22 protein-coding genes are annotated in these 19,189 nt (G+C 66.6%); 11 read left to right on the top strand and 11 right to left on the bottom strand.

Annotated elements, in window-relative coordinates; genetic code table 11:
• Positions 1-30 precede the first annotated feature (30 nt).
• The 6 genes from EYZ64_RS07835 to infA form a co-directional block, all read right to left on the bottom strand.
• The gene (locus EYZ64_RS07835; RefSeq protein WP_135452941.1) at positions 31-1,083 is read right to left on the bottom strand and encodes a DNA-directed RNA polymerase subunit alpha; all 1,053 of its coding nucleotides are present in this window, start codon (positions 1,081-1,083) and stop codon (positions 31-33) included.
• Positions 1,084-1,157: 74 nt separating this feature from the next.
• Entirely contained in the window at positions 1,158-1,763 is a 606-nt protein-coding gene (rpsD, locus tag EYZ64_RS07830) for a 30S ribosomal protein S4 (protein WP_135452940.1), read from the bottom strand.
• Positions 1,764-1,777: 14 nt separating this feature from the next.
• The gene (rpsK, locus tag EYZ64_RS07825; RefSeq protein WP_004571524.1) at positions 1,778-2,191 is read right to left on the bottom strand and encodes a 30S ribosomal protein S11; all 414 of its coding nucleotides are present in this window, start codon (positions 2,189-2,191) and stop codon (positions 1,778-1,780) included.
• Positions 2,192-2,196: 5 nt separating this feature from the next.
• Complete coding sequence (gene rpsM, locus EYZ64_RS07820) at positions 2,197-2,571, bottom strand: 30S ribosomal protein S13 (RefSeq protein ID WP_135452939.1); 375 nt, start codon at positions 2,569-2,571, stop codon at positions 2,197-2,199.
• A gap of 195 nt (positions 2,572-2,766) precedes the next feature.
• Positions 2,767-2,880, bottom strand: coding sequence for a 50S ribosomal protein L36 (gene rpmJ, locus EYZ64_RS07815; RefSeq protein ID WP_003879483.1), 114 nt, complete (start codon positions 2,878-2,880; stop codon positions 2,767-2,769).
• A gap of 85 nt (positions 2,881-2,965) precedes the next feature.
• The gene (gene infA / locus EYZ64_RS07810) at positions 2,966-3,187 is read right to left on the bottom strand and encodes a translation initiation factor IF-1 (RefSeq protein ID WP_003418601.1); all 222 of its coding nucleotides are present in this window, start codon (positions 3,185-3,187) and stop codon (positions 2,966-2,968) included.
• Between the two features lie 330 nt (positions 3,188-3,517).
• On the opposite strand from infA, the gene EYZ64_RS07805 reads away from it, so the two are divergent.
• From EYZ64_RS07805 to EYZ64_RS07770, 8 genes are all read left to right on the top strand, one after another.
• On the top strand, positions 3,518-4,012 hold the full coding sequence (locus tag EYZ64_RS07805; RefSeq protein WP_210115484.1) for an NfeD family membrane protein: 495 nt from the start codon (positions 3,518-3,520) through the stop codon (positions 4,010-4,012).
• Between the two features lie 39 nt (positions 4,013-4,051).
• On the top strand, positions 4,052-5,581 hold the full coding sequence (locus EYZ64_RS07800) for a flotillin family protein (protein ID WP_135452937.1): 1,530 nt from the start codon (positions 4,052-4,054) through the stop codon (positions 5,579-5,581).
• Between the two features lie 36 nt (positions 5,582-5,617).
• Positions 5,618-7,309 carry an NAD(P)/FAD-dependent oxidoreductase gene (locus tag EYZ64_RS07795; protein WP_135452936.1) on the top strand — a complete coding sequence of 564 codons (1,692 nt, stop codon included), beginning with the start codon at positions 5,618-5,620 and terminating at the stop codon, positions 7,307-7,309.
• Positions 7,310-7,342: 33 nt separating this feature from the next.
• Entirely contained in the window at positions 7,343-8,830 is a 1,488-nt protein-coding gene (locus EYZ64_RS07790) for an ATP-binding protein (RefSeq protein WP_135452935.1), read from the top strand.
• 75 nt (positions 8,831-8,905) lie between these two features.
• The gene (locus EYZ64_RS07785; RefSeq protein ID WP_135452934.1) at positions 8,906-9,769 is read left to right on the top strand and encodes an LLM class F420-dependent oxidoreductase; all 864 of its coding nucleotides are present in this window, start codon (positions 8,906-8,908) and stop codon (positions 9,767-9,769) included.
• Positions 9,770-9,795: 26 nt separating this feature from the next.
• Entirely contained in the window at positions 9,796-10,647 is an 852-nt protein-coding gene (locus tag EYZ64_RS07780) for an LLM class F420-dependent oxidoreductase (RefSeq protein ID WP_135452933.1), read from the top strand.
• A 25-nt stretch (positions 10,648-10,672) separates the two neighbouring features.
• A complete protein-coding gene (rfbB, locus tag EYZ64_RS07775; protein WP_135452932.1) occupies positions 10,673-11,668 on the top strand; it encodes a dTDP-glucose 4,6-dehydratase in 996 nt (331 codons plus the stop codon).
• Entirely contained in the window at positions 11,665-12,270 is a 606-nt protein-coding gene (locus EYZ64_RS07770) for a dTDP-4-dehydrorhamnose 3,5-epimerase family protein (RefSeq protein WP_135452931.1), read from the top strand. Before rfbB ends, EYZ64_RS07770 begins: the two co-directional genes overlap by 4 nt.
• Positions 12,271-12,352: 82 nt before the next feature.
• Here EYZ64_RS07770 and EYZ64_RS07765 read toward each other — a convergent pair whose 3' ends face one another.
• Entirely contained in the window at positions 12,353-13,474 is a 1,122-nt protein-coding gene (locus EYZ64_RS07765; protein WP_135452930.1) for a DmpA family aminopeptidase, read from the bottom strand.
• 99 nt (positions 13,475-13,573) lie between these two features.
• Between EYZ64_RS07765 and EYZ64_RS07760 the strand changes: the two genes are divergently transcribed.
• Entirely contained in the window at positions 13,574-14,194 is a 621-nt protein-coding gene (locus tag EYZ64_RS07760; RefSeq protein WP_135452929.1) for a TetR/AcrR family transcriptional regulator, read from the top strand.
• 10 nt (positions 14,195-14,204) lie between these two features.
• Complete coding sequence (locus EYZ64_RS07755; protein WP_135452928.1) at positions 14,205-15,074, top strand: EamA family transporter; 870 nt, start codon at positions 14,205-14,207, stop codon at positions 15,072-15,074.
• Here EYZ64_RS07755 and EYZ64_RS07750 read toward each other — a convergent pair.
• On the bottom strand, positions 15,071-15,766 hold the full coding sequence (locus tag EYZ64_RS07750; protein ID WP_135459878.1) for an alpha/beta hydrolase: 696 nt from the start codon (positions 15,764-15,766) through the stop codon (positions 15,071-15,073). The genes EYZ64_RS07755 and EYZ64_RS07750 overlap by 4 nt on opposite strands.
• Positions 15,767-15,849: 83 nt before the next feature.
• Here EYZ64_RS07750 and EYZ64_RS07745 point away from each other — a divergent pair, with 83 nt between their 5' ends.
• Entirely contained in the window at positions 15,850-16,803 is a 954-nt protein-coding gene (locus tag EYZ64_RS07745) for an AraC family transcriptional regulator (RefSeq protein WP_135452927.1), read from the top strand.
• An 8-nt stretch (positions 16,804-16,811) separates the two neighbouring features.
• On the opposite strand, the gene EYZ64_RS07740 is transcribed toward EYZ64_RS07745, so the two are convergent.
• From EYZ64_RS07740 to EYZ64_RS07730, 3 genes are read right to left on the bottom strand one after another with little or no spacing between them, the layout of a single operon-like run.
• Positions 16,812-17,561, bottom strand: coding sequence for an Rv2686c family ABC transporter permease subunit (locus EYZ64_RS07740; protein ID WP_502703009.1), 750 nt, complete (start codon positions 17,559-17,561; stop codon positions 16,812-16,814).
• 5 nt (positions 17,562-17,566) lie between these two features.
• Positions 17,567-18,280 carry a fluoroquinolone export ABC transporter permease subunit gene (locus EYZ64_RS07735; protein ID WP_135452925.1) on the bottom strand — a complete coding sequence of 238 codons (714 nt, stop codon included), beginning with the start codon at positions 18,278-18,280 and terminating at the stop codon, positions 17,567-17,569.
• On the bottom strand, positions 18,277-19,149 hold the full coding sequence (locus EYZ64_RS07730; RefSeq protein WP_135452924.1) for an ABC transporter ATP-binding protein: 873 nt from the start codon (positions 19,147-19,149) through the stop codon (positions 18,277-18,279). The genes EYZ64_RS07735 and EYZ64_RS07730 overlap by 4 nt, the downstream gene beginning before the upstream one ends.
• Between the last annotated feature and the right edge of the window lie 40 nt (positions 19,150-19,189).

Genomic DNA, 19,189 nt, shown 5'->3' with positions numbered 1-19,189 from the left:
CCGTATCAGGTAGGACCGGGACGGAATTCTTTAGAGCTGCTCGGTCTCGGCGTAGTCCTGGGTGTCGTCCAGGTCGTAGCCGGCGTCGCTGGTCCAGGTGCCGGTAGCGGCGTCGTAACCTGCGACCTCGGACGGATCGAACGTGGCCGGGCTGTCCTTGAGCGAGAGACCCAGCTGGTGCAGCTTGATCTTCACCTCGTCGATGGACTTCTGGCCGAAGTTACGGATGTCCAGCAGGTCGGACTCCGTGCGGGCGACGAGCTCGCCCACGGTGTGCACACCCTCGCGCTTGAGGCAGTTGTACGAACGGACGGTCAGGTCCAGATCGTCGATCGGCAGCGCGAAGCTGGCGATGTGGTCTGCCTCGGCCGGCGACGGCCCGATCTCGATGCCCTCGGCCTCGACGTTGAGTTCCCGTGCCAGACCGAACAGTTCGACCAGGGTCTTGCCGGCCGACGCCAGGGCGTCACGCGGGCTGATCGAGTTCTTGGTCTCGACGTCCAGGATCAGCTTGTCGAAGTCGGTGCGCTGCTCGACACGGGTGGCCTCCACCTTGTAGGTGACCTTGAGGACCGGCGAGTAGATGGAATCGACCGGGATACGGCCGATCTCGGCGCCCGACGCCTTGTTCTGCACGGCCGGGACGTAGCCGCGACCGCGCTCGACGACGAGCTCGACCTCCAGCTTGCCCTTGTCGTTGAGGGTGGCGATGTGCATGTCCGGGTTGTGCACCGTGACACCGGCCGGCGGGACGATGTCACCGGCGGTGACCGCACCCGGGCCCTGCTTGCGCAGGTACATGGTGACCGGCTCGTCCTCCTCGGAGGACACGACCAGGCCCTTGAGGTTCAGGATGATGTCGGTGACGTCTTCCTTCACCCCGGGGACGGTGGTGAACTCGTGCAGCACACCGTCGATGCGGATGCTCGTGACGGCCGCGCCCGGGATGGACGACAGCAGCGTGCGCCGCAGCGAGTTACCCAACGTGTAACCGAAACCGGGCTCCAGCGGCTCGATGACGAACTTGGAGCGGTTTTCGGCGAGGGTTTCCTCGGCCAGTGTGGGTCGCTGAGAGATCAGCATTGTGTTCTTCTCCTTCTCGGCACCCGCTATTTGATGCCGTCTGGGTACTTACCGGCCGGGTGGCCGGTAAGTCATTACTTCGAGTAGAACTCGACGATGAGCTGTTCGGCGAGCGGCACCTGGATCTGCGCGCGCTCGGGCAGCTGGTGCACCAGGATGCGCTGACGCTCGCCGACGACCTGCAGCCACGACGGGATCGGACGCTCACCCGCGGTCTGCCGAGAAACCTCGAACGGCAGGGTGTTGAGCGACTTCTCCTTGACGTCGATGATGTCGTACTGCGACACCCGGAAGCTCGGGACGTTCACCTTGACACCGTTGACGGTGAAGTGGCCGTGGCTGACCAGCTGACGGGCCATCCGGCGGGTACGCGCCAGGCCGGCGCGGTACACCACGTTGTCCAGGCGGCTCTCCAGGATCTGGAGCAGGTTCTCACCCGTCTTGCCGGCCTTGCGGTTGGCCTCTTCGTAGTACTTGCGGAACTGCTTCTCCATCACGCCGTAGGTGAAGCGAGCCTTCTGCTTCTCCTGCAGCTGCGTGCGGTATTCGCTCTCCTTGATCCGCGCGCGGCCGTGCTGGCCGGGCGGGTAGGGGCGCTTCTCGAACGACTGATCTCCGCCGATGAGGTCGACGCCGAGACGGCGCGACTTGCGGGTGGCGGGTCCGGTATAACGAGCCATTGTTCAGATCCTCCCTAGACCCGGCGCCGCTTGGGCGGACGGCAGCCGTTGTGCGGCTGCGGAGTGACGTCGGAAATCGCGCCCACCTCGAGGCCTGCGGCCTGCAGCGAGCGGATGGCGGTCTCACGGCCCGAACCCGGGCCCTTGACGAACACGTCGACCTTCTTCACGCCGTGCTCCTGCGCCTTGCGGGCGGCGTTCTCGGCGGCCAGCTGCGCGGCGAACGGGGTCGACTTACGCGAACCCTTGAAGCCGACATGACCCGAGGATGCCCAGGCGATGACGTTGCCCTGGGGATCGGTGATCGAGACGATCGTGTTGTTGAACGTGCTCTTGATGTGCGCGGCGCCGTGCGGGACGTTCTTCTTTTCCCGGCGACGGGTGGTCTTGCCGCGCTTGGCGCCCGCGGCCTTCTTCGGTGGTGCCATCGGGGTTACCTAGCCTTCTTCTTGCCGGCGATGGTGCGCTTCGGGCCCTTACGGGTGCGCGCGTTGGTCTTGGTCCGCTGGCCACGCACCGGCAGACCGCGGCGGTGCCGCAGGCCCTGGTAGCAGCCGATCTCGATCTTGCGGCGAATGTCGGCCTGCACCTCGCGGCGCAGGTCACCCTCAACCTTGAGGTTGCCTTCGATGTAATCGCGCAGCTGGGACACCTGATCGTCGGTCAGATCCTTGGTGCGCAGGTCCTTCTCGATGCCGGTGGCGGCAAGGATTTCCTGCGAGCGCGTACGGCCGATGCCGTAGATGTAGGTCAGCGCGATCTCCATGCGCTTGTCGCGCGGAAGATCGACGCCCATGAGACGTGCCATGTGGCGGTGTTCCTTCTTCTCTGCGGAGGTCTGGTCCCAGCCCGTTCCCATCAGCCCCTAAGGACTCTCCGGGGTCCGGCCTCCGTTCCGGACGTGGATGCTTGCGCTCGGCTTGCATCGCAGATGAGCGGCGTATCGCTCAGTGGTGCTGGGAGTTCATCATTCAGTTGTCGTGCGCCGTCCGTGTGTGGACGGTTAGCCCTGGCGCTGCTTGTGGCGCGGATCGCTGCAGATCACCATGACCCGCCCATGCCGGCGGATCACCCTGCACTTATCGCAGATGGGCTTGACGCTCGGGTTCACCTTCACGGCTTTTCGATCCTTCTGGCTCTGTTGGTGGCGTGCACATGCGCACGTCACCGCTCTCGTCGTTACTGGTCGGGCTTCTATCGGGTCACTTGTACCGGTACACGATGCGGCCCCGGGACAGGTCGTAGGGAGAGAGCTCCACCACTACCCGGTCCTCGGGCAGGATGCGGATGTAGTGCTGCCGCATCTTGCCGCTGATGTGGGCCAAGACCTTGTGTCCGTTCTCCAGCTCAATGCGGAACATCGCATTGGGCAGAGGTTCGACCACGCGACCCTCGACCTCGATGGCACCGTCTTTCTTGGCCATACTTTTCGGCGATCCTTGCTTTCGTTTCGTAGCTTCATCAGTCGCAATGCAGCCCGTCGTGATGCTGCTGGCGACCGACTTCGAAACGTGAGCCGGATCGAGAGAAATTGCAGAAATTCAGCAGTTCCAAGACGGGGCACGCAAAAAGTCGGCACGATAGCCGCACCGTTGGTCCACAATACCCGCTCGACGGCCCGCGCCAAAATCACGGCTGATCAGCTCTGGCCGCCCGATACCTCCGCCGAAATTTGGTGCGCGGCGGACGCCTGGATCAAGCGAGAATGGTACGGACTGATCCGCTGTCCGGGGAACGGAGACCACGAGCACGTGATGGCTGTCTACCTGGCCGCGTTCGTCGTCGGCGGCATCGCTGTATTGGCCGCCCTTCTGCTCGCCGATGTCGGGCACGGGGACGGTATGCCGTTCCTGAGCCTGACCGGCCTGTCGGTGGCCCTGCTCGGCGCCGGGACCGGAGGCCTGATCGGCACGTGGCTGGGGCTGGGCACCGTGTGGACCGCAGCGCTGGCCGCGACCTGCGCCGTCGTGCTGGTGTTCGCCCTGAACGGACTACTGCTGCCCTACATGCGCCGCCAGCAGTCCAACTCGCACCGGGGCCGGTCCTCCTACGTCGGCCTGCTCGGCACGGTGACCCTCGATGTCCCGCCCGGCGGCTGGGGCGAGGTCTCCTTCGTCGACACCGACGGCAACCGGGTGTTCTCCCGGGCCAAGAGCGACGAGACCGCCGCGCTGCCCAAGGCCACCCGTGTCTACATCGCCGATATCGATCCCGACTTCGTTCACGTCGTCGCTGTTCCAGAAACCTGAGTAGTACCCGAGCACCGAACCTTCAGAAAGGCCACCACAGTGTCACTGGCGCTCATCGTCCTCCTGGCTGCCATCGCCGCCATCTTGATCCTGGTGGTCATACCGCTGGTCTACGTCAAGAACTACATCAAGGTGCCGCCCAACGAGGTGGCGGTCTTCACCGGTCGGGGCACACCCAAAGTGGTCCGGGGCGGGGCCCGGTTCCGGATGCCCGGCATCGAGCGGGTGGACATCATGAGCCTGGAACCGTTCAACGTCAGCATCAACCTGCAGAACGCGCTGTCCAACAACGGTGTGCCGGTCAACGTCGAAGCCGTCGGCCTGGTCCGCATCGGCTCGGCCGACGAGGCCGTGCAGACCGCGGTGCAGCGCTTCCTGACGTCCGACCTCAACGAGCTGCAGCGGCAGATCAACGAGATCCTGGCAGGCAGCCTGCGCGGTATCACCGCGACCATGACCGTCGAGGACCTCAACTCCAACCGCGACAGCCTGGCCCGCAGCGTGGTCGAGGAGGCCGGCGGCGACCTGGCCCGGATCGGCATGGAGGTCGACGTTCTCAAGATCGCCGGTATCTCCGACGCCAACGACTACCTGAAGTCACTGGGCCAGCGGCGCATCGCCGAGGTCAAGCGGGACGCCACGGTGGGCACCGCCGAAGCCGAGCGCGACACCCAGATCCAGTCGGCCAAGGCCCGCCAGGAAGGTTCGATCGCGCAGGCCGAGGCCGACACCGCGATCGCCACCGCCAACCAGAAGCGCGATGTCGAACTGGCCCGGTTGCGCGCGCAGACCGAGGCCGAGAACGCCCAGGCCGACCAGGCCGGACCGCTGGCCAACGCCCGCGCCCAGAAGGACGTCGGCATCGCCACCGAGCAGGCCGAGGCGGCCCGGGTGCAGGCCCGCATCGAGGTGGAGCAGCGTCGCGCCGAGCAGGCGCAGGCCGCTCTGCAGGCCGACGTGATCGCGCCCGCCGAGGCGAAACGGCAGGCCGACATCGCGCTCGCCGAAGGTCAGCGCCAGTCCACGATCCTGGCTGCCGAGGCCGCTGCCGAGGCCGAGCGGCGCAAGGGCCAGGCCGACGCCGACGCCCGCAAGGCCGCCGCCGACGCGTTGCGCGTCGAGAAGCAGGCCGAGGCGGACAGCCTGCAGGCCAAGCTGGTCGCCGAGGCTGCCGGCAAGAAGGAACTGGCCGACGCGCTGCGCGTCGAACAGCAGGCCGAGGCCGCCGGTATCGAGGCCAAGTTGCTGGCCGAGGCCAACGGCAAGAAGGAGATCGCCGCCGCACTCAACGGCTACACGGCCGACGCCGCGCGCCTGCTGATGCTGCCCGACGTGCTGGCCTCGGTGGTCAAGGCGACGGAGGCGGCCGCCGCACCGCTGGCCGAAATCGAGCGGCTGTCGATCATCGGCGGGTCAGGCGACACCCAGGACGCTGTGAGCAGCCTGCTCGGTGTCAGCCCCCTGGCGGTGGCCAACATCCTGGAGTCGCTCAAGGCCTCGGGCATCGACGTGGCGTCCATGCTCCAGGGTGCCAACGCGAACAACGGGAGCAGCTCGCACCCGAGCTGAGAAAACTGCTGGCGGCGGGGCGCATAATTGGTGACGATGACTGGCCCCGCCTCCCAGCCCCGTAAACCTGTAATCCTGACCGTCGACGACGATCCCGCGGTTTCGCGTGCCGTCGCCCGCGATCTGCGCCGCCACTACGGCGAGCGCTACCGGATCGTGCGTGCCGAATCCGGCCCGGACGCCCTGGAGACTCTCAACGAGCTGAAGCTGCGCGGCGACACCGTCGCGGTGTTCGTCGCCGACTACCGCATGCCGCAGATGAGCGGCATCGAGTTCCTCGAGTCGGCGATGGACCTTTACCCGATGGCCCGGCGCGTGCTGTTGACGGCGTACGCCGACACCACGGCGGCGATCGACGCCATCAACGTCGTCGACCTCGACCACTACCTGCTCAAGCCGTGGGATCCGCCCGAGGAGAAGCTCTACCCGGTGGTCGACGGCCTGCTGGAGGCCTGGCACGCCGTCGGTGACCGGGCCATCCCGCACACCAAGGTGATCGGACACCAGTGGAGTTCGCGGTCCTGGGAGGTGCGCCAGTTCCTGGCCCGCAACCAGCACACATTCCGGGCGTTCACCACCGACGAGCCCGTCGGCCGTCAACTCCTGGATGCCGCGGGACTGGACGGTCTGCAGCTCCCGGTGGTGATCACCGAGGGTGGCGAGACGCTGGTCGAACCCAGTGACGGCGAGCTCGCCGACATGCTGGGGCTCTCGACCACCCCGTCGCTGACCATGTACGACCTCGCGGTGATCGGCGGCGGCCCGGCGGGTCTGGCCGCCGCGGTGTACGGGGCTTCCGAGGGTCTCAAGACCGTGCTGATCGAGGGCACCACGACCGGCGGACAGGCCGGTCGCAGTTCCCGGATCGAGAACTACCTGGGCTTCCCGACCGGGGTGTCGGGGGCCGAACTGGCCACCTCGGCCCGCAGGCAGGCTGAGCGGTTCGGCGCCGAGGTGATCACCACCCGCGAAGCCGTCGCGCTCGACATCGCGGGCGCGGCCCGCACCATCACGTTCGCCGACGGCGAGACCATCGGCGCCCGCGCGGTGATCCTGGCCACCGGTGTCGAGTACCGGCAGCTCCCGGTGCCGGGATGCTTCGCGGATCCCGACAATCCGAACAACTACGTCGGCCGCGGCGTGTACTACGGCGCATCGGTGTCGGACGCCTCCGAATGCAAGGGCGAGGACGTATACATCGTCGGCGGCGCCAACTCGGCCGGGCAGGCCGCGATGTTCATGTCGCGCGAGGCCAAGTCGGTGACGCTGCTGGTGCGCGGACCGTCGCTGGAAGCGTCGATGTCGTACTACCTGATCCAGCAGATCGAACAGACGCCCAACATCTTCGTGCGCACCTGCACCGAGGTGGTCGGTGCCACCGGCGAGGACGACCACCTGGTCGGACTGGAGTTGGTGAACAGGCAGTCCGGCCAGCACGAGGAGGTGCGTGCGACGCGCCTGTGCTGCTTCATCGGCGCGACCCCGCGCACCGAGTGGCTCGACGGCGTGGTCGCCCGCGACGACCACGGGTTCATCCTGGCCGGCCCCGACCTGCGCGACGTGTGCGGCTGGACTCTGGAACGTCCGCCGCACCATCTGGAAACAAGTGTGCCCGGTGTGTTTGTTGCAGGAGATGTGCGTGCCGAGTCCGCCAAGCGGGTGGCTGCCGCCGTCGGCGAAGGGTCGATGGCTGTGATGCTCGTGCACCGTTACCTGGCAGAAGCGTGATGGCCGGCGAGGCCTGAGGAGTTGAGGACGGATATGGGCGAGACCTGCGTGCGGGACGAACTACGGACACTGTTTCTGTTCGAGCACCTGTCCGACGCGCAACTCGACACGTTGTGCCAGGCCGGCAGCATCGAGACGTTCCCGGCCGGCCCGATCGTCACCGAAGGTGATCCGGCCACGTGCTTCTACGTGATGCTCGATGGCGAGCTGGTGATGTCGAAGCGCTCCGGCGGCGTCGACATCCAGACCAACCGCACCTCGATGCGCGGCGTGTACTTCGGCGCCTGGTCGGCCTATATCCCCGGTGAGGAACACGTCTACGAGGCGTCCGTACGCCTGACGAAGCCGTCGCGGGTGTTCGTCCTGGATGCCAATGCGTTCGCGGGGTTCATGCAGTCCCAGTTCCCGATGGCCGTGCACCTGCTGGAGGGCCACAAGGTCGGCGGCCGGCGGCAGAGCCAGATCATCGGTCAGCGCGAGAAGCTGCTGGCCCTCGGCAACATCACGGCGGGCCTGACCCATCAGCTCAACAACCCGGCGGCGGCCACCGCCCGCGCCGTGGCCGACCTTCGCGAAGGCGTCGGCAAGATGCGTCACAAGCTGGCGATGCTGGCCGACGGCAAGTTCACCCCGCAGGCGCTGCGGATGCTGGTGACCATCCAGGACGAGGTCGCCGAGCAGGTCGCCAAGCACAAGGGGTTGGAGCTCACCGCGTTGGAGACCTCCGACCGCGAAGACGAGATGGGCGACTGGCTCGAGGACCACGACATCGTGTTCGCCTGGGACTACGCCCCGACATTCGTCGAGGCCGGTCTCGACATCGACTGGCTGGAACGTATCTCGGCATCCGTCGATGACGCGCTCAAGGACGGGGAGGCGTCGGCCACCCTGCAGGCGGCTCTGGGTTGGCTGAAGTACACGATCGACACCGAGCTGCGGATGAACGAGATCGCCGAGGCGAGCAAGCGGATCTCGGCGCTGTTGGCCGGCGCCAAGCAGTACTCGCAGATGGACCGCGGCGATTATCAGAGCGCCGACGTCCACGAACTGCTGCGCAGCACGCTGATGATGTTCGGCGACAAGATCGGTAAGGACAAGCCGGTCGGCCTGTGCAAGGACCTGGACAAGTCATTGCCCGAATTGCATTGCTACCCAGGCGATCTCAATCAGGTGTGGACCAACATCATCGACAACGCCGTCCAGGCGATGGGCGGCCACGGCACGCTGACCCTGCGCACCTGCCGGGAGACCGACGAGATGATCCGGGTGGAGATCGGCGACGACGGGCCGGGCATCCCCGCCGAGGACATCAACCGGATCTTCACGCCGTTCTTCACCACCAAGCCGTTCGGCGAGGGCACCGGCCTGGGCCTGGATCTGGCCTGGCGCATCGTGGTGGAGAAGCACCACGGGGATCTGCGGGTGCAGTCCAAGCCGGGCGACACCCGCTTCATCGTCTTGTTGCCGTTGGAGGCTCCCGCACCCGAGACCAGGGCCGCCGAGACTGAAGCGTCGGAGTAGTGCCGGCCCGGCCAGATCCACAATCAGCGTGATTCGCCCGGAATAGCCCCCGCACGGACCCCGGTTGACACGTTCATGACCCAGACCACGGCGGGCAGCAAGCCCGATCTCGGCACATACGGCGCGTTCGGCCACTATTCGCAGTTCCAGCAACTCTCGCCGCAGCAGCTGCGGGACATCGAAGCGCTGGGCTACGGCGCGATCTGGGCCGGCGGATCGCCGCCGGCCGAACTGGAGTGGATCGATCCGATCCTGGCAGCCACCGACACCTTGCAGCTGGCCACCGGCATCGTGAACATCTGGAGTGCGGCCGCCGGCCCGGTCGCCGAGTCGTTCCACCGCATCGAGGCCGCCTACCCGGGCCGGTTCCTGCTGGGCATCGGGGTCGGTCACCGTGAAGCGATCGGCGAGTACCGCAAACCGCTCGACGCGCTCACCGATTACCACGACAAGCTCGATGAGTACGGCGTTCCCAAGCATCGTCGGGTCGTCGCCGCTCTGGGCCCCAAGGTGCTGCAACTGTCGGCGGCCCGCTCGGCGGGTGCGCACCCGTACCTGACCACGCCGGAACACACCGCACAGGCACGCGAGTTGATCGGTCCCGACGCATTCCTGGCTCCCGAGCACAAGGCGGTGCTCACCACCGACACCGAGAAGGCGCGCGCCCTGGGTCGCAAGGCACTCGACATCTACCTCGGTCTGAGCAACTACCTCAACAACTTCAAGCGGCTCGGCTTCACCGACGAGGATCTGGCCAAACCGGGCAGTGACCGGTTCATCGACGCCGTCGTCGCGTACGGCACAGTGGACGAGGTGGCCGCCCGGTTGCGGCAGCATCGCGACGCCGGCGCCGACCACGTGCCTGTACAGGTGCTGACGTCACCGGACAAACTGGTACCCGCACTGGCCGAACTCGCCGGGCCGCTCGGCCTGGCTTAAGAGGACCGACAGACAAGGACTCTCAGATGACCGAATCGCTCTCGCTCAAGCCGGATCTGGGTCGCTACGGAGTGTGGACGTTCGGGGCGGTGCCGCCCGAGCAGGCCGTCGAGATCGAGAAGCTGGGTTACGGCGCACTCTGGGTGGGTGGCTCGCCGTCCGCCGACCTCGCCTTCGCCGAGCCGATCCTGGAGCGCACGCAGACACTTCAGCTGGCCACCGGCATCGTCAACATCTGGACGGCCGACGCCAACGCGGTCGCCGAATCGTTCCACCGCATCGAGGCGGCTTACCCGGGCCGGTTCCTGCTCGGCATCGGGGTGGGGCATCCCGAGCACACCGGCGAATACCGCAAGCCGTATGAAGCACTGGTCGAATACCTCGACGTGCTGGACGCGGCCAAAGTACCGACCAGCCGGCTGGTGATCGCCGCACTGGGCGACAAGGTGCTCAAGCTCTCCGCACAGCGCAGCGCCGGCGCGCACCCCTACCTCACGACGCCCGAGCACACCGCCCATGCCCGCGAGGTGCTGGGCGAGTCGGTGTTCCTGGCACCCGAGCACAAGGTGGTGCTGAGCACCGACGCCGCGGCGGCCCGGGCGATCGGGCGCGAGACCGTCGACTTCTACCTGAACCTGAGCAACTACCTCAACAACTGGCGCCGGCTCGGTTTCACCGAAGATGACATCGCCAAGCCGGGTAGCGACAAGTTGATCGATGCGGTCGTCGCGCACGGGACCGCCGAGGCGATCGCCGCGCGCCTGCAGCAGCACGTCGCCAACGGCGCCGACCATGTCACGATCCAGGTGCTCGGCGGTCCGGACAAGCTGATCCCGACACTGACCGAATTGGCCGGGCCACTGGGCCTGAAGGGCTGACGCTGCGGCCGGTTAGGGTTGGCGCATGCGGCTACTGGTCACCGGCGGCGCCGGGTTCATCGGCGCAAACTTCGTGCGACTTGCCGTCGGGGAGGCGACGACCACGTCGGTGACGGTGCTCGACGCGATGACGTACGCGGGCAGCCAGGAATCTCTGGCTCCCGTGGCCGGCCAGATTCGGCTGGTACAAGGCGATGTCGCCGACGCCGGCCTGGTGAACCAGTTGGTCGGCGAGGCGGACGCCGTCGTGCACTTCGCGGCGGAAACCCACGTCGACAATGCCCTGGCGAACCCGGAACCGTTCCTGCACAGCAACGTCATCGGCACGTTCACGGTGCTGGAGGCGGTCCGCGCGCACGGGGCCCGGTTGCACCACATCTCCACCGACGAGGTGTACGGCGATCTCGAGCTCGACGATCCGGCCCGGTTCACGCAAGCCACGCCGTATAACCCGTCGAGCCCGTATTCATCGACCAAGGCCGCCGCCGATCTTCTGGTACGGGCCTGGGTGCGGTCTTATCGGGTGCGCGCGACGATCTCGAACTGCTCCAACAACTACGGGCCCTATCAGCATGTGGAGAAGTTCATCCCGCGCCAGATCACCAACGTCCTCACCGGCAGGCGCCCCAAGCTCTACGGCACCGGCGCCAACGTGCGCGACTGGATCCACGTCGACGACCACAACCGTGCGGTGTGGCAGATCCTCATGGGGGGCCGCGTCGGGCAGACGTACCTCATCGGCGCCGAATGCGAGCGCAGCAATCTCACGGTCATGCGCACCCTGCTGCGGTTGATGGACCGCGACCCGGACGACTTCGACCACGTCACCGATCGGGAAGGCCACGACCTGCGCTACGCCATCGACCCGTCGACGCTGCACGACGAACTGGGCTGGGCGCCCAAACACACCGATTTCGACGAAGGCCTCGCGGCCACCATCGACTGGTATCGCAACAACGAATCCTGGTGGGGCCCTTTGAAAGAAAACGTGGAGACCAACTACTTGGTGCGCGGCCAGTGACCGCGCGCGAACTGACCATCCCCGGCGCGTGGGAGATCACCCCCAAGCTGCACGGCGATGCACGCGGCATGTTCTTCGAGTGGTTCACCGAGGCCGGGTTCACCGAGATGACCGGCCACCGCTTCGATGTGCGACAGGCCAACTGCTCGGTGTCGGCGGCCGGGGTGCTGCGCGGTGTGCATTTCGCTCAGCTGCCGCCGAGCCAGGCCAAGTACGTGACGTGTGTGCGCGGCGCCGTGCTCGACGTGGTGGTCGACATCCGGGTGGGCTCCCCGACTTTCGGACAGTGGGATTCGGTGCTGCTCGACGAACTCGACCGGCGTTCGGTGTATCTGTCCGAGGGGCTCGGTCACGCCTTCCTGTCGCTGCAGGACGACTCGACGGTGATGTACCTGTGTTCAGCGCCGTACAGCCCGGAGCGGGAGCACACCATTTTGGCCACCGACTTCGGGATCGACTGGCCGATCGAGGGCGAACCGCTGCTGTCCGACCGTGACGCAGCCGCCCCGACGCTGGAGCAGGTGCGGGCCGCGGGGCTGTTGCCGACGTGGGACGACACCCGCGCGTTCGTCGACGAGTTGCGCGCCCGCGTCCAGGGCTGAATGAGGTAGTCCACTACTGCATACGTGGCCGTGCGGCGGGGCGACGATGAGCGCATCAGCTCGACACGCGCCCGTGTCGAGCTCAGTGACCTTCCAGCACCAGGGCCGAGTGGAGCAGCTTGTGATCGAGCGCATGCGCGGTCAACCCGCCGCGGCCGGTCATGGTCTCAGCGGCCACCAGAGCATTGACGATGGCCTCCTCGGTGGCCTCGATCGCCAGGTCGAACAGTCGGGTCATCAACTGTGGCGCCACCATGCGCACCGCGATCTCGGGCCGGTTGGCATCGGGGTTCTCGTCCCACCCGTACGGCGGGATTCCCCGGTTGCCGGTGGAGAAGGCCAGCATCAGGTCGCCGCTGTACTGCTCCCCTGTTCCGCCGACCCGGCCGACGGCCAGGGCCGAGCGTTGCGCGAGCCGGGTGCACTGATGTGGCAGCAACGGCGCGTCGGTGGCGATCACGACGATGATCGAGCCGGATCCCGCCGGATACGGAATCGGAAGGTGAGGGGTCGGCACCAGCTCGGGACTCACCATCTCCCCGACAGGCACCCCGTTGACCCGAAGGCGTTCCCGCCGACCGTGATTCGCCTGCACGAGCACGCCGACGGTGTAGGGCCCGGCCACGGTGTCGGTGACCCGCGATGCGGTCCCGATCCCGCCCTTGAAGCCGTGGCAGATCATGCCGGTCCCGCCGCCGACATTGCCTTCGGCGACCGGGCCGCCCGTGGCGTCGGCGAGTGCGGCGCCCACGTGTTCGGGGCGGACGTGGTGGCCGTTGATGTCGTTGAGCAGCCCGTCATAGGTCTCCCCCACGACCGGCAGGGACCAGTAGAGCCCATCGCCACGGGCCCGCACCTGGGCTTGGACCAGTGTGTCGCGGACGACGCCGACGCTGTGGGTGTTGGTCAGGCCGATGGGTGTGGTGAGTTCACCGGACTCACGGATCCACTCCAGTCCGGTGAGTTCTCCGCTGCCGTTGAGCCGGTGGGCCCCGGCGAACACCGGCTCGGTGAAGATCTCGGGATGTGGGATCACGACGGTGACGCCGGTGTTGACCGGGTTGGGTCCGGGCCGCTGGATCGTGGTGTGCCCGACGCGTACGCCGGCGACATCGGTGATGGCGTTGTTCAGGCCCGTGGGGTGCTCGCCGATGACGACGCCGATATCGCGGGCGCGCGGACGCCGCGAGGAGCAGTCCAGCATGCGTCCTCCGGAAAGTTGTGGCCAAATTCTTTTCAGGATTGGAAAATAATGGCGGTGGGTAGCCACCGGAGTCAACTGAAGTGACCGAATTCGTGAAGGATGGGACCCGTGGGACGGCCGAACCGACAGGCGCAACGACGTGAGGAGATCCTCGACGCCACGATCGCCTTGATCGAGCGCAACGATCTGACCGCGTTCCGGATCGCCGACGTCGCCGCTGAGCTCAATCTGACCCCCAACGCCGTGCGCTACTACTTCCGCGAGATGGACCAGCTGCTCTCGGCGCTGGCGCAGCGCTCGGACAGCAAGTTCTACGACGACCGGCTCGCCGTCGTCGAGCGCACCGAGGACGCGCGGGATCAGATCACGTTCATGATCGCTGCCGGGCTGCCGTCCGGACCGGAGGACGTCGAGTGGCGGTCGATCTGGCGGGCTGTGATGGCCGCCGGATTCGTGCTCGACCAACGCCCCGACGTCCAGCACATCTATCACCGGCAGGTGGGCCTCTACGCTTCGATCCTCGAAACAGGCTCTACTGCAGGAATTTTCACACTCACCGCACCCGCGCGCGATATCGCCATGACATTGATGTCCATGGAGGACTATCTCGGGTACCGAATCGTGGCGCGGGACCCGGACCTCGACCGCGCCACTGCGCTACGGCTGATGCGGGGCTATGCCGAACTGGCGACGGGGGCCCACCTTCCGGTGACGGTGTGACGGTGGCGGTGTGACCACGCGCGCCCCACTCGGGGCTGCGCTGCTGGTGGTGGTCGCCGCGATCAGCCAGGAGGTGGGCGCGGCGTTCGCGGTCGGCCTGTTCGCCGCGGTCGGCACCGTGGGGGCCTTGTTCGCCCGGTTCGGGGTCGCCGGTGTCATCCTGTGCGCAGCGGTACGCCCATCGGTGCGGGGCCTGACGCGGCAGGCCTGGGGCGCGGCGATCGCACTGGCCGTGACGCTGGGCACGATGAACTACTGCTTCTACCTCGCCATCGAGCGGATTCCCCTCGGCATCGCGGTGACCATCGAAGCCCTCGGCCCGCTGGTCCTTTCGGTGGTGACGGGTACCCGCCGCGTCGCGTGGCTGTGGGCCGCGCTGGCCTTCGCCGGGGTCGCGATGCTGGGCCTGCCGCACGGGGACGGCGGGCACTTCGAGGCCACGGGATTCGCCTTCGCGGCTGCCGCGGGCGTGGCGTGGGCCGGCTACATCCTGGCGTCTGCGCGTACCGCCGCCGAGTTCCGTCGCGTCGACGGCCTGGCATTGGCCACGGCGATGGGAGCCCTCGTCGTCGCCCCCTTCGCGGTCGCCTCGGTACCCCTGGACGCACTCGACTGGCGCGTGCTCGGGGTGGGCGCGGCGGTCGGAATGCTGTCCTCGGTGATCCCGTACTCGTTGGAGTTGATATCCCTGCGCCGCCTCCCGCCTGCCACCTTCGCCGTGCTGACCTGCCTGTCACCGGTCACCGCCGCGCTGGCCGGGCTCGTGGTGCTCGGCCAGCAGATCGGACTGCTCGGCTATCTGGGCGTGGCCCTGGTCACCGTCGCGAGCATCGGCGCGGTACGTTCCGCGCATGCGGGGCCGGCCGAACCTCTCGGTTAGCCGCCGAGTTCGGCCACCGCCTCGTCGATCAGATTCGCAATCGCGGTGGGCTGGGACGCCAACGAGGCATGGCCGGCGTCGAGTTCGATGACCTTGCGGGGGTTCATCCGCTGAGCCATCCGGCGCTCGTTGTCCGGATGGATCATGCGGTCCGCGGTCGACACCTGATACCAGGTGGGCTTGGTCTTCCAGGCCGGGGTGGACACGGCGTCACCGAAAGTCGAACCGAGCGGCGCCTTTTGGGTCACCGCCATCACCAGGGTCTCGTCGTCGGGCAGATCCTGAGCGAAGCTCTCGCCGAATTTGTCCTGCTTGATCCACAGGTAGCCATCCGAGTCCGGGGCGATGTTGTCGAACGCCGCCGGTGGCAGTTGCTCACTGATCTGGCCGGGGCTCTCCCCCGCGTCGGGTGCGAAGGCCGCGACATAGACCAGCCCGACGACATTGGGCAGATCCCCCGCTTCGGTGATGACCGCCCCACCGTACGAGTGGCCTACCAGCAACACGGGCCCATCGACCTGCTTGACCATTTGCTGCGTGCGGTGCGTGTCGTCCCGCAGGGACGTGAGGGGGTTCTCCACCGCATACAGCTTGTCGTAGCCCCGCCTCCGCAGTTCCACGATCACCTTCGCCCAGTGCGCCGCTCCACCCCAAAACCCGTGCACCAGAACGATTGCCGGCTTGTCGGTCATCTTCGGACCCTCCTCGGTCTCGGAATCCCGGGCGTTGACCACCCGCGACCGTTCCACCATATTTGGAGGATGAGGCAACAGCCATGACCCATTCGCCGGGAAAATTAGCCGATCCTCTGAGTCCGCCGTCCGCAAGCCTAGCCGATTCGGACGCCCTGTCGGAGATCCTGCGCACCGTGCGCCTCCGCGGGGACACCGTGACGCGCTGGTCGCCGGCCGCGCCCTTCCATGTGGCCATCCCGGCTGCGGCCCGAGTACTGCACATCGCCGAGACCGACGGACTCACCCTGCACATCGGCGATCAGACCCTGTCGATGGACGCCGGCGACATGGCACTGCTGGCCCGCGGCGACGCACACAGCATCTCCCACGGGCGTGGCGCCGGCCCCCGCACACTGTCCGGAAGTGACCGGAATTCCGATCCTGGGCAGGATGATCCGGACTCGCCGCGCTGGCTCAGCGGAATCTTCGCCGTGGACAGCACGGTCGCCGGCCCGCTCTTGTCGGTGCTGCCACCGGCCATCATGATCCGGGCCGGCGCGCAGGGCCACGAGTGGCTGCCGCTGAGCCTGCAGTTGTTGCTGGCCGAGACCACAGAACCCCGGCCGGGCGCGAAGGTAATGATCTCCCGCATTCTCGATCTGTTGTTCATCCACGCCCTGCGTGCGTGGTCCGGGTCCGCGGACGCCGCCCCAGGCTGGCTCACCGCGGCGATGGATCCCCAACTGGGTCCGGTTCTCACGGCTGTGCACAACGATCCGGCACATCAGTGGTCAGTCACCGAACTCGCCGACCTCGCACGACATTCGCGGTCAACGTTCGCCGAACGGTTCACCCGCCTGTTCGGGCAGTCGCCGGCCGCCTACGTCACAGAGCGTCGGCTCGACCGGGCCGCGGACCTGCTCCGATCCACCACTACCTCGGTCAGCAAGATCGGGCAAGCCGTCGGCTACACATCCGATTCCGCGTTCAGCCGCGCGTTCCAGCGCCGGTACGGCGCACCGCCCTTGCGGTGGCGCAACAGCCAGAGCCGCTGAACCGCTGCTCAGCGGTTCTTCGTGAGGAATCGGCGGAACAACGGCCAGGTGATCGCCAGGTTGTATGCCACACCTCCCACCAGATACGGCCACCACATTCCGTGTGCGCTCGCCACCCAGAACGCCTTGGCTGCCCAGTAGGGCGGCAGCACACCGAACGCCAGGTTCCACGGCGAGTCGATGAACCAGGGCAGGCACGGCAGCCCGGCGATCAGCATGCCCAGCGCACGCACCATCGCGATGCCCTGGATCTTGTTGCCCGCCAATGTGACGATCAGCAGCAACGTCACCACCGCCGACAACCCTGCTACCAAACCGATCGGTATCAGCACGCCGACCAATCCTGGCGGCAGGATTCCGCTCAACGACATCGTCGCCACCACATACACCGTTGTGACTACCATCACAGTCGCCGCGCGGTAGGCGAAGAATGTCGACATTGAAACGGGTGTCACCCGCAACGCGGCCATGGTGCCGGCGTCGACCTCGTCGAGTACCAGGAACGCACCCAGGGCGCCCGCGATGATAATGCTGGTCAACAGCAGAAAAGCGGTCAGCACCAGCGGGTAGTAGGGCGCCAGGTCGAAGTCGTAGCGCTGCGCGAGCATATCGGCGAACATCGGGGTCAGAATCGCCACTCCGCTGGTCCAGATCACCGGTGCGACTATCAGCATGACCAGTAGCGGGTCACGGTATGTGCCGCGAATATCGTTGCGGCCGAACGCCGCCAGAGCCTTTCCCGTTGCCGAGCTCAGCATCGCAGTCACAGCACTCCCGACCTTTCGACGACGTAGCGACCAAAGAACACATGGGCAGCCCGCCACAGAACAACCAGCGACAGCACGGGATAGAGCACCGAATAGAGCAGCTGCCAGCCCGTCAACGTCACTTGGCCGAACGCTGCACCCAGCAGCAGCAGCGGACCTTGCGTCGGCACGACGTAGAGCATGGGATGCGGCCACAGGCCCGAGTAGTAGATCAGCGGCGGCACCAGCATGACCGCGAGCGGGATGGTGGCGGCCAGAAACCAGTCGGTGACCGAGTCGAACGGTAGTGACGTGATGAACCCGACCAGCAGCATCAGCAGCGTGCCGAGCAGGACCCCGAGGATCAGCTGCACCGGACGATAGCTGAAGCCGTCGGTGATGGTTGATATCGCGATCGCTACGGACAACGAGATAGCCGACAGCACACAGAGTTTGGCTGTCAGGTACTCCCAGAACCGCAACGGGGTGGAGATGATGGCGCCGAGCGTGCGCTCCTGCTTCTCGAAGAACACCGAGCCGCCGATGAAGAAGAATCCGATGATCGCGATGTCACCGACGAGCACGTACGGCTCGGCGACTGGGCGCAGGTCGCGCGGCATCGGCAGCAGGACTGCCAACCAGATGAGACCGGAGAACACACCCGCGTGCAGGAACTTCTGGCGGGTCGCGATGGTCAGTTCCAGCCGGACCGCGGTGAGCAACCGGGTCATGACAGCCGCCGCCCGGTGACCTCGACGAAGACGTCGTTGAGACTGGCTTCGCAACTATGGATCGTCTCGACATGATGATTGCGCAGAATGGCATGGAATTCCGGATCGTCGGCCAGGCCGTCCATCCCGTACTCGGCGGTGGCGAGACCGCCGGAGGTACGGTACTGCAACCGGACACGGCGTTGACTACGGGCGATTTTGAGTTCGGCCGGGGTATCCAGCGCGACGATCGCGCCGTCGACGACGACGGCCACCCGGTCGCACAGTTCATCGGCTGTGGACATGTCGTGTGTGGTGAGGAAGATCGTGCGGCCACGCGCCTTCAGGTCCAGGATGATGTCCTTGACCTTGCGGGCGGTGACGGGATCGAGCCCCGAGGTGGGCTCATCAAGGAACAGCAGCTCAGGGTTGTTGATGAGCGACCGGGCGAACGTCAGCCGCATCTGCATTCCCTTCGAGTAATTGGCAACTCGGGTGTTGGCGGTGTCACCCAGTCCAACCGCCTCCAGTAGCTCCATCGGGTCGGCGGTGGGACCGTCATAGAGGGAACCGAAGAATTTGAGGTTCTCCAGCCCGGTCAGCTTGTGATAGTGGTTGGGCAGCTCAAAGGACACGCCGACACGCTGGTAGTAGTCCGGCCCCCAGGCCACCGGGTCCCGGCCCCACACCGTGGCTTGACCGCCATGCCCGCGCAGCAGACCGATGAGCAGCTTCTGGGTGGTGGATTTCCCAGCGCCACTGGGCCCGAGGAACCCGAAGATCTCCCCGTTTCCGACGGCGAAGTCCATTCCTCGCACCGCCGGCTCGGTCGACCGAGGGTAGGTGAATGTCAGATCCCGAACATCGATGACGTCGGTCGCAGTTTGCATCAGTGCCCTTCCGCGCAGGCGAATACTGTTTCCGACCAGA

This window comes from Mycobacterium sp. DL99 (assembly GCF_004762045.1).
Lineage (GTDB): Bacteria > Actinomycetota > Actinomycetes > Mycobacteriales > Mycobacteriaceae > Mycobacterium.
This window is presented reverse-complemented; position numbering and strand designations above follow the sequence as displayed.

What these genes read in the sequence shown, in the direction of transcription:
- infA (WP_003418601.1), bottom strand. Translation starts at nt 3,187, where the DNA reads ATGGCCAAGAAAGACGGTGCCATCGAGGTCGAGGGTCGCGTGGTCGAA.
- EYZ64_RS07835 (WP_135452941.1), bottom strand. Translation starts at nt 1,083, where the DNA reads ATGCTGATCTCTCAGCGACCCACACTGGCCGAGGAAACCCTCGCCGAA.
- EYZ64_RS07790 (WP_135452935.1), top strand. Translation starts at nt 7,343, where the DNA reads ATGGGCGAGACCTGCGTGCGGGACGAACTACGGACACTGTTTCTGTTC.
- EYZ64_RS07805 (WP_210115484.1), top strand. Translation starts at nt 3,518, where the DNA reads ATGGCTGTCTACCTGGCCGCGTTCGTCGTCGGCGGCATCGCTGTATTG.
- rpsM (WP_135452939.1), bottom strand. Translation starts at nt 2,571, where the DNA reads ATGGCACGTCTCATGGGCGTCGATCTTCCGCGCGACAAGCGCATGGAG.
- EYZ64_RS07745 (WP_135452927.1), top strand. Translation starts at nt 15,850, where the DNA reads ATGACCCATTCGCCGGGAAAATTAGCCGATCCTCTGAGTCCGCCGTCC.
- EYZ64_RS07795 (WP_135452936.1), top strand. Translation starts at nt 5,618, where the DNA reads ATGACTGGCCCCGCCTCCCAGCCCCGTAAACCTGTAATCCTGACCGTC.
- EYZ64_RS07760 (WP_135452929.1), top strand. Translation starts at nt 13,574, where the DNA reads ATGGGACCCGTGGGACGGCCGAACCGACAGGCGCAACGACGTGAGGAG.
- rpsD (WP_135452940.1), bottom strand. Translation starts at nt 1,763, where the DNA reads ATGGCTCGTTATACCGGACCCGCCACCCGCAAGTCGCGCCGTCTCGGC.
- EYZ64_RS07750 (WP_135459878.1), bottom strand. Translation starts at nt 15,766, where the DNA reads ATGACCGACAAGCCGGCAATCGTTCTGGTGCACGGGTTTTGGGGTGGA.
- EYZ64_RS07730 (WP_135452924.1), bottom strand. Translation starts at nt 19,149, where the DNA reads ATGCAAACTGCGACCGACGTCATCGATGTTCGGGATCTGACATTCACC.
- rpsK (WP_004571524.1), bottom strand. Translation starts at nt 2,191, where the DNA reads ATGGCACCACCGAAGAAGGCCGCGGGCGCCAAGCGCGGCAAGACCACC.
- EYZ64_RS07785 (WP_135452934.1), top strand. Translation starts at nt 8,906, where the DNA reads ATGACCCAGACCACGGCGGGCAGCAAGCCCGATCTCGGCACATACGGC.
- EYZ64_RS07740 (WP_502703009.1), bottom strand. Translation starts at nt 17,561, where the DNA reads ATGCTGAGCTCGGCAACGGGAAAGGCTCTGGCGGCGTTCGGCCGCAAC.
- EYZ64_RS07765 (WP_135452930.1), bottom strand. Translation starts at nt 13,474, where the DNA reads ATGCTGGACTGCTCCTCGCGGCGTCCGCGCGCCCGCGATATCGGCGTC.
- rfbB (WP_135452932.1), top strand. Translation starts at nt 10,673, where the DNA reads ATGCGGCTACTGGTCACCGGCGGCGCCGGGTTCATCGGCGCAAACTTC.
- EYZ64_RS07735 (WP_135452925.1), bottom strand. Translation starts at nt 18,280, where the DNA reads ATGACCCGGTTGCTCACCGCGGTCCGGCTGGAACTGACCATCGCGACC.
- EYZ64_RS07780 (WP_135452933.1), top strand. Translation starts at nt 9,796, where the DNA reads ATGACCGAATCGCTCTCGCTCAAGCCGGATCTGGGTCGCTACGGAGTG.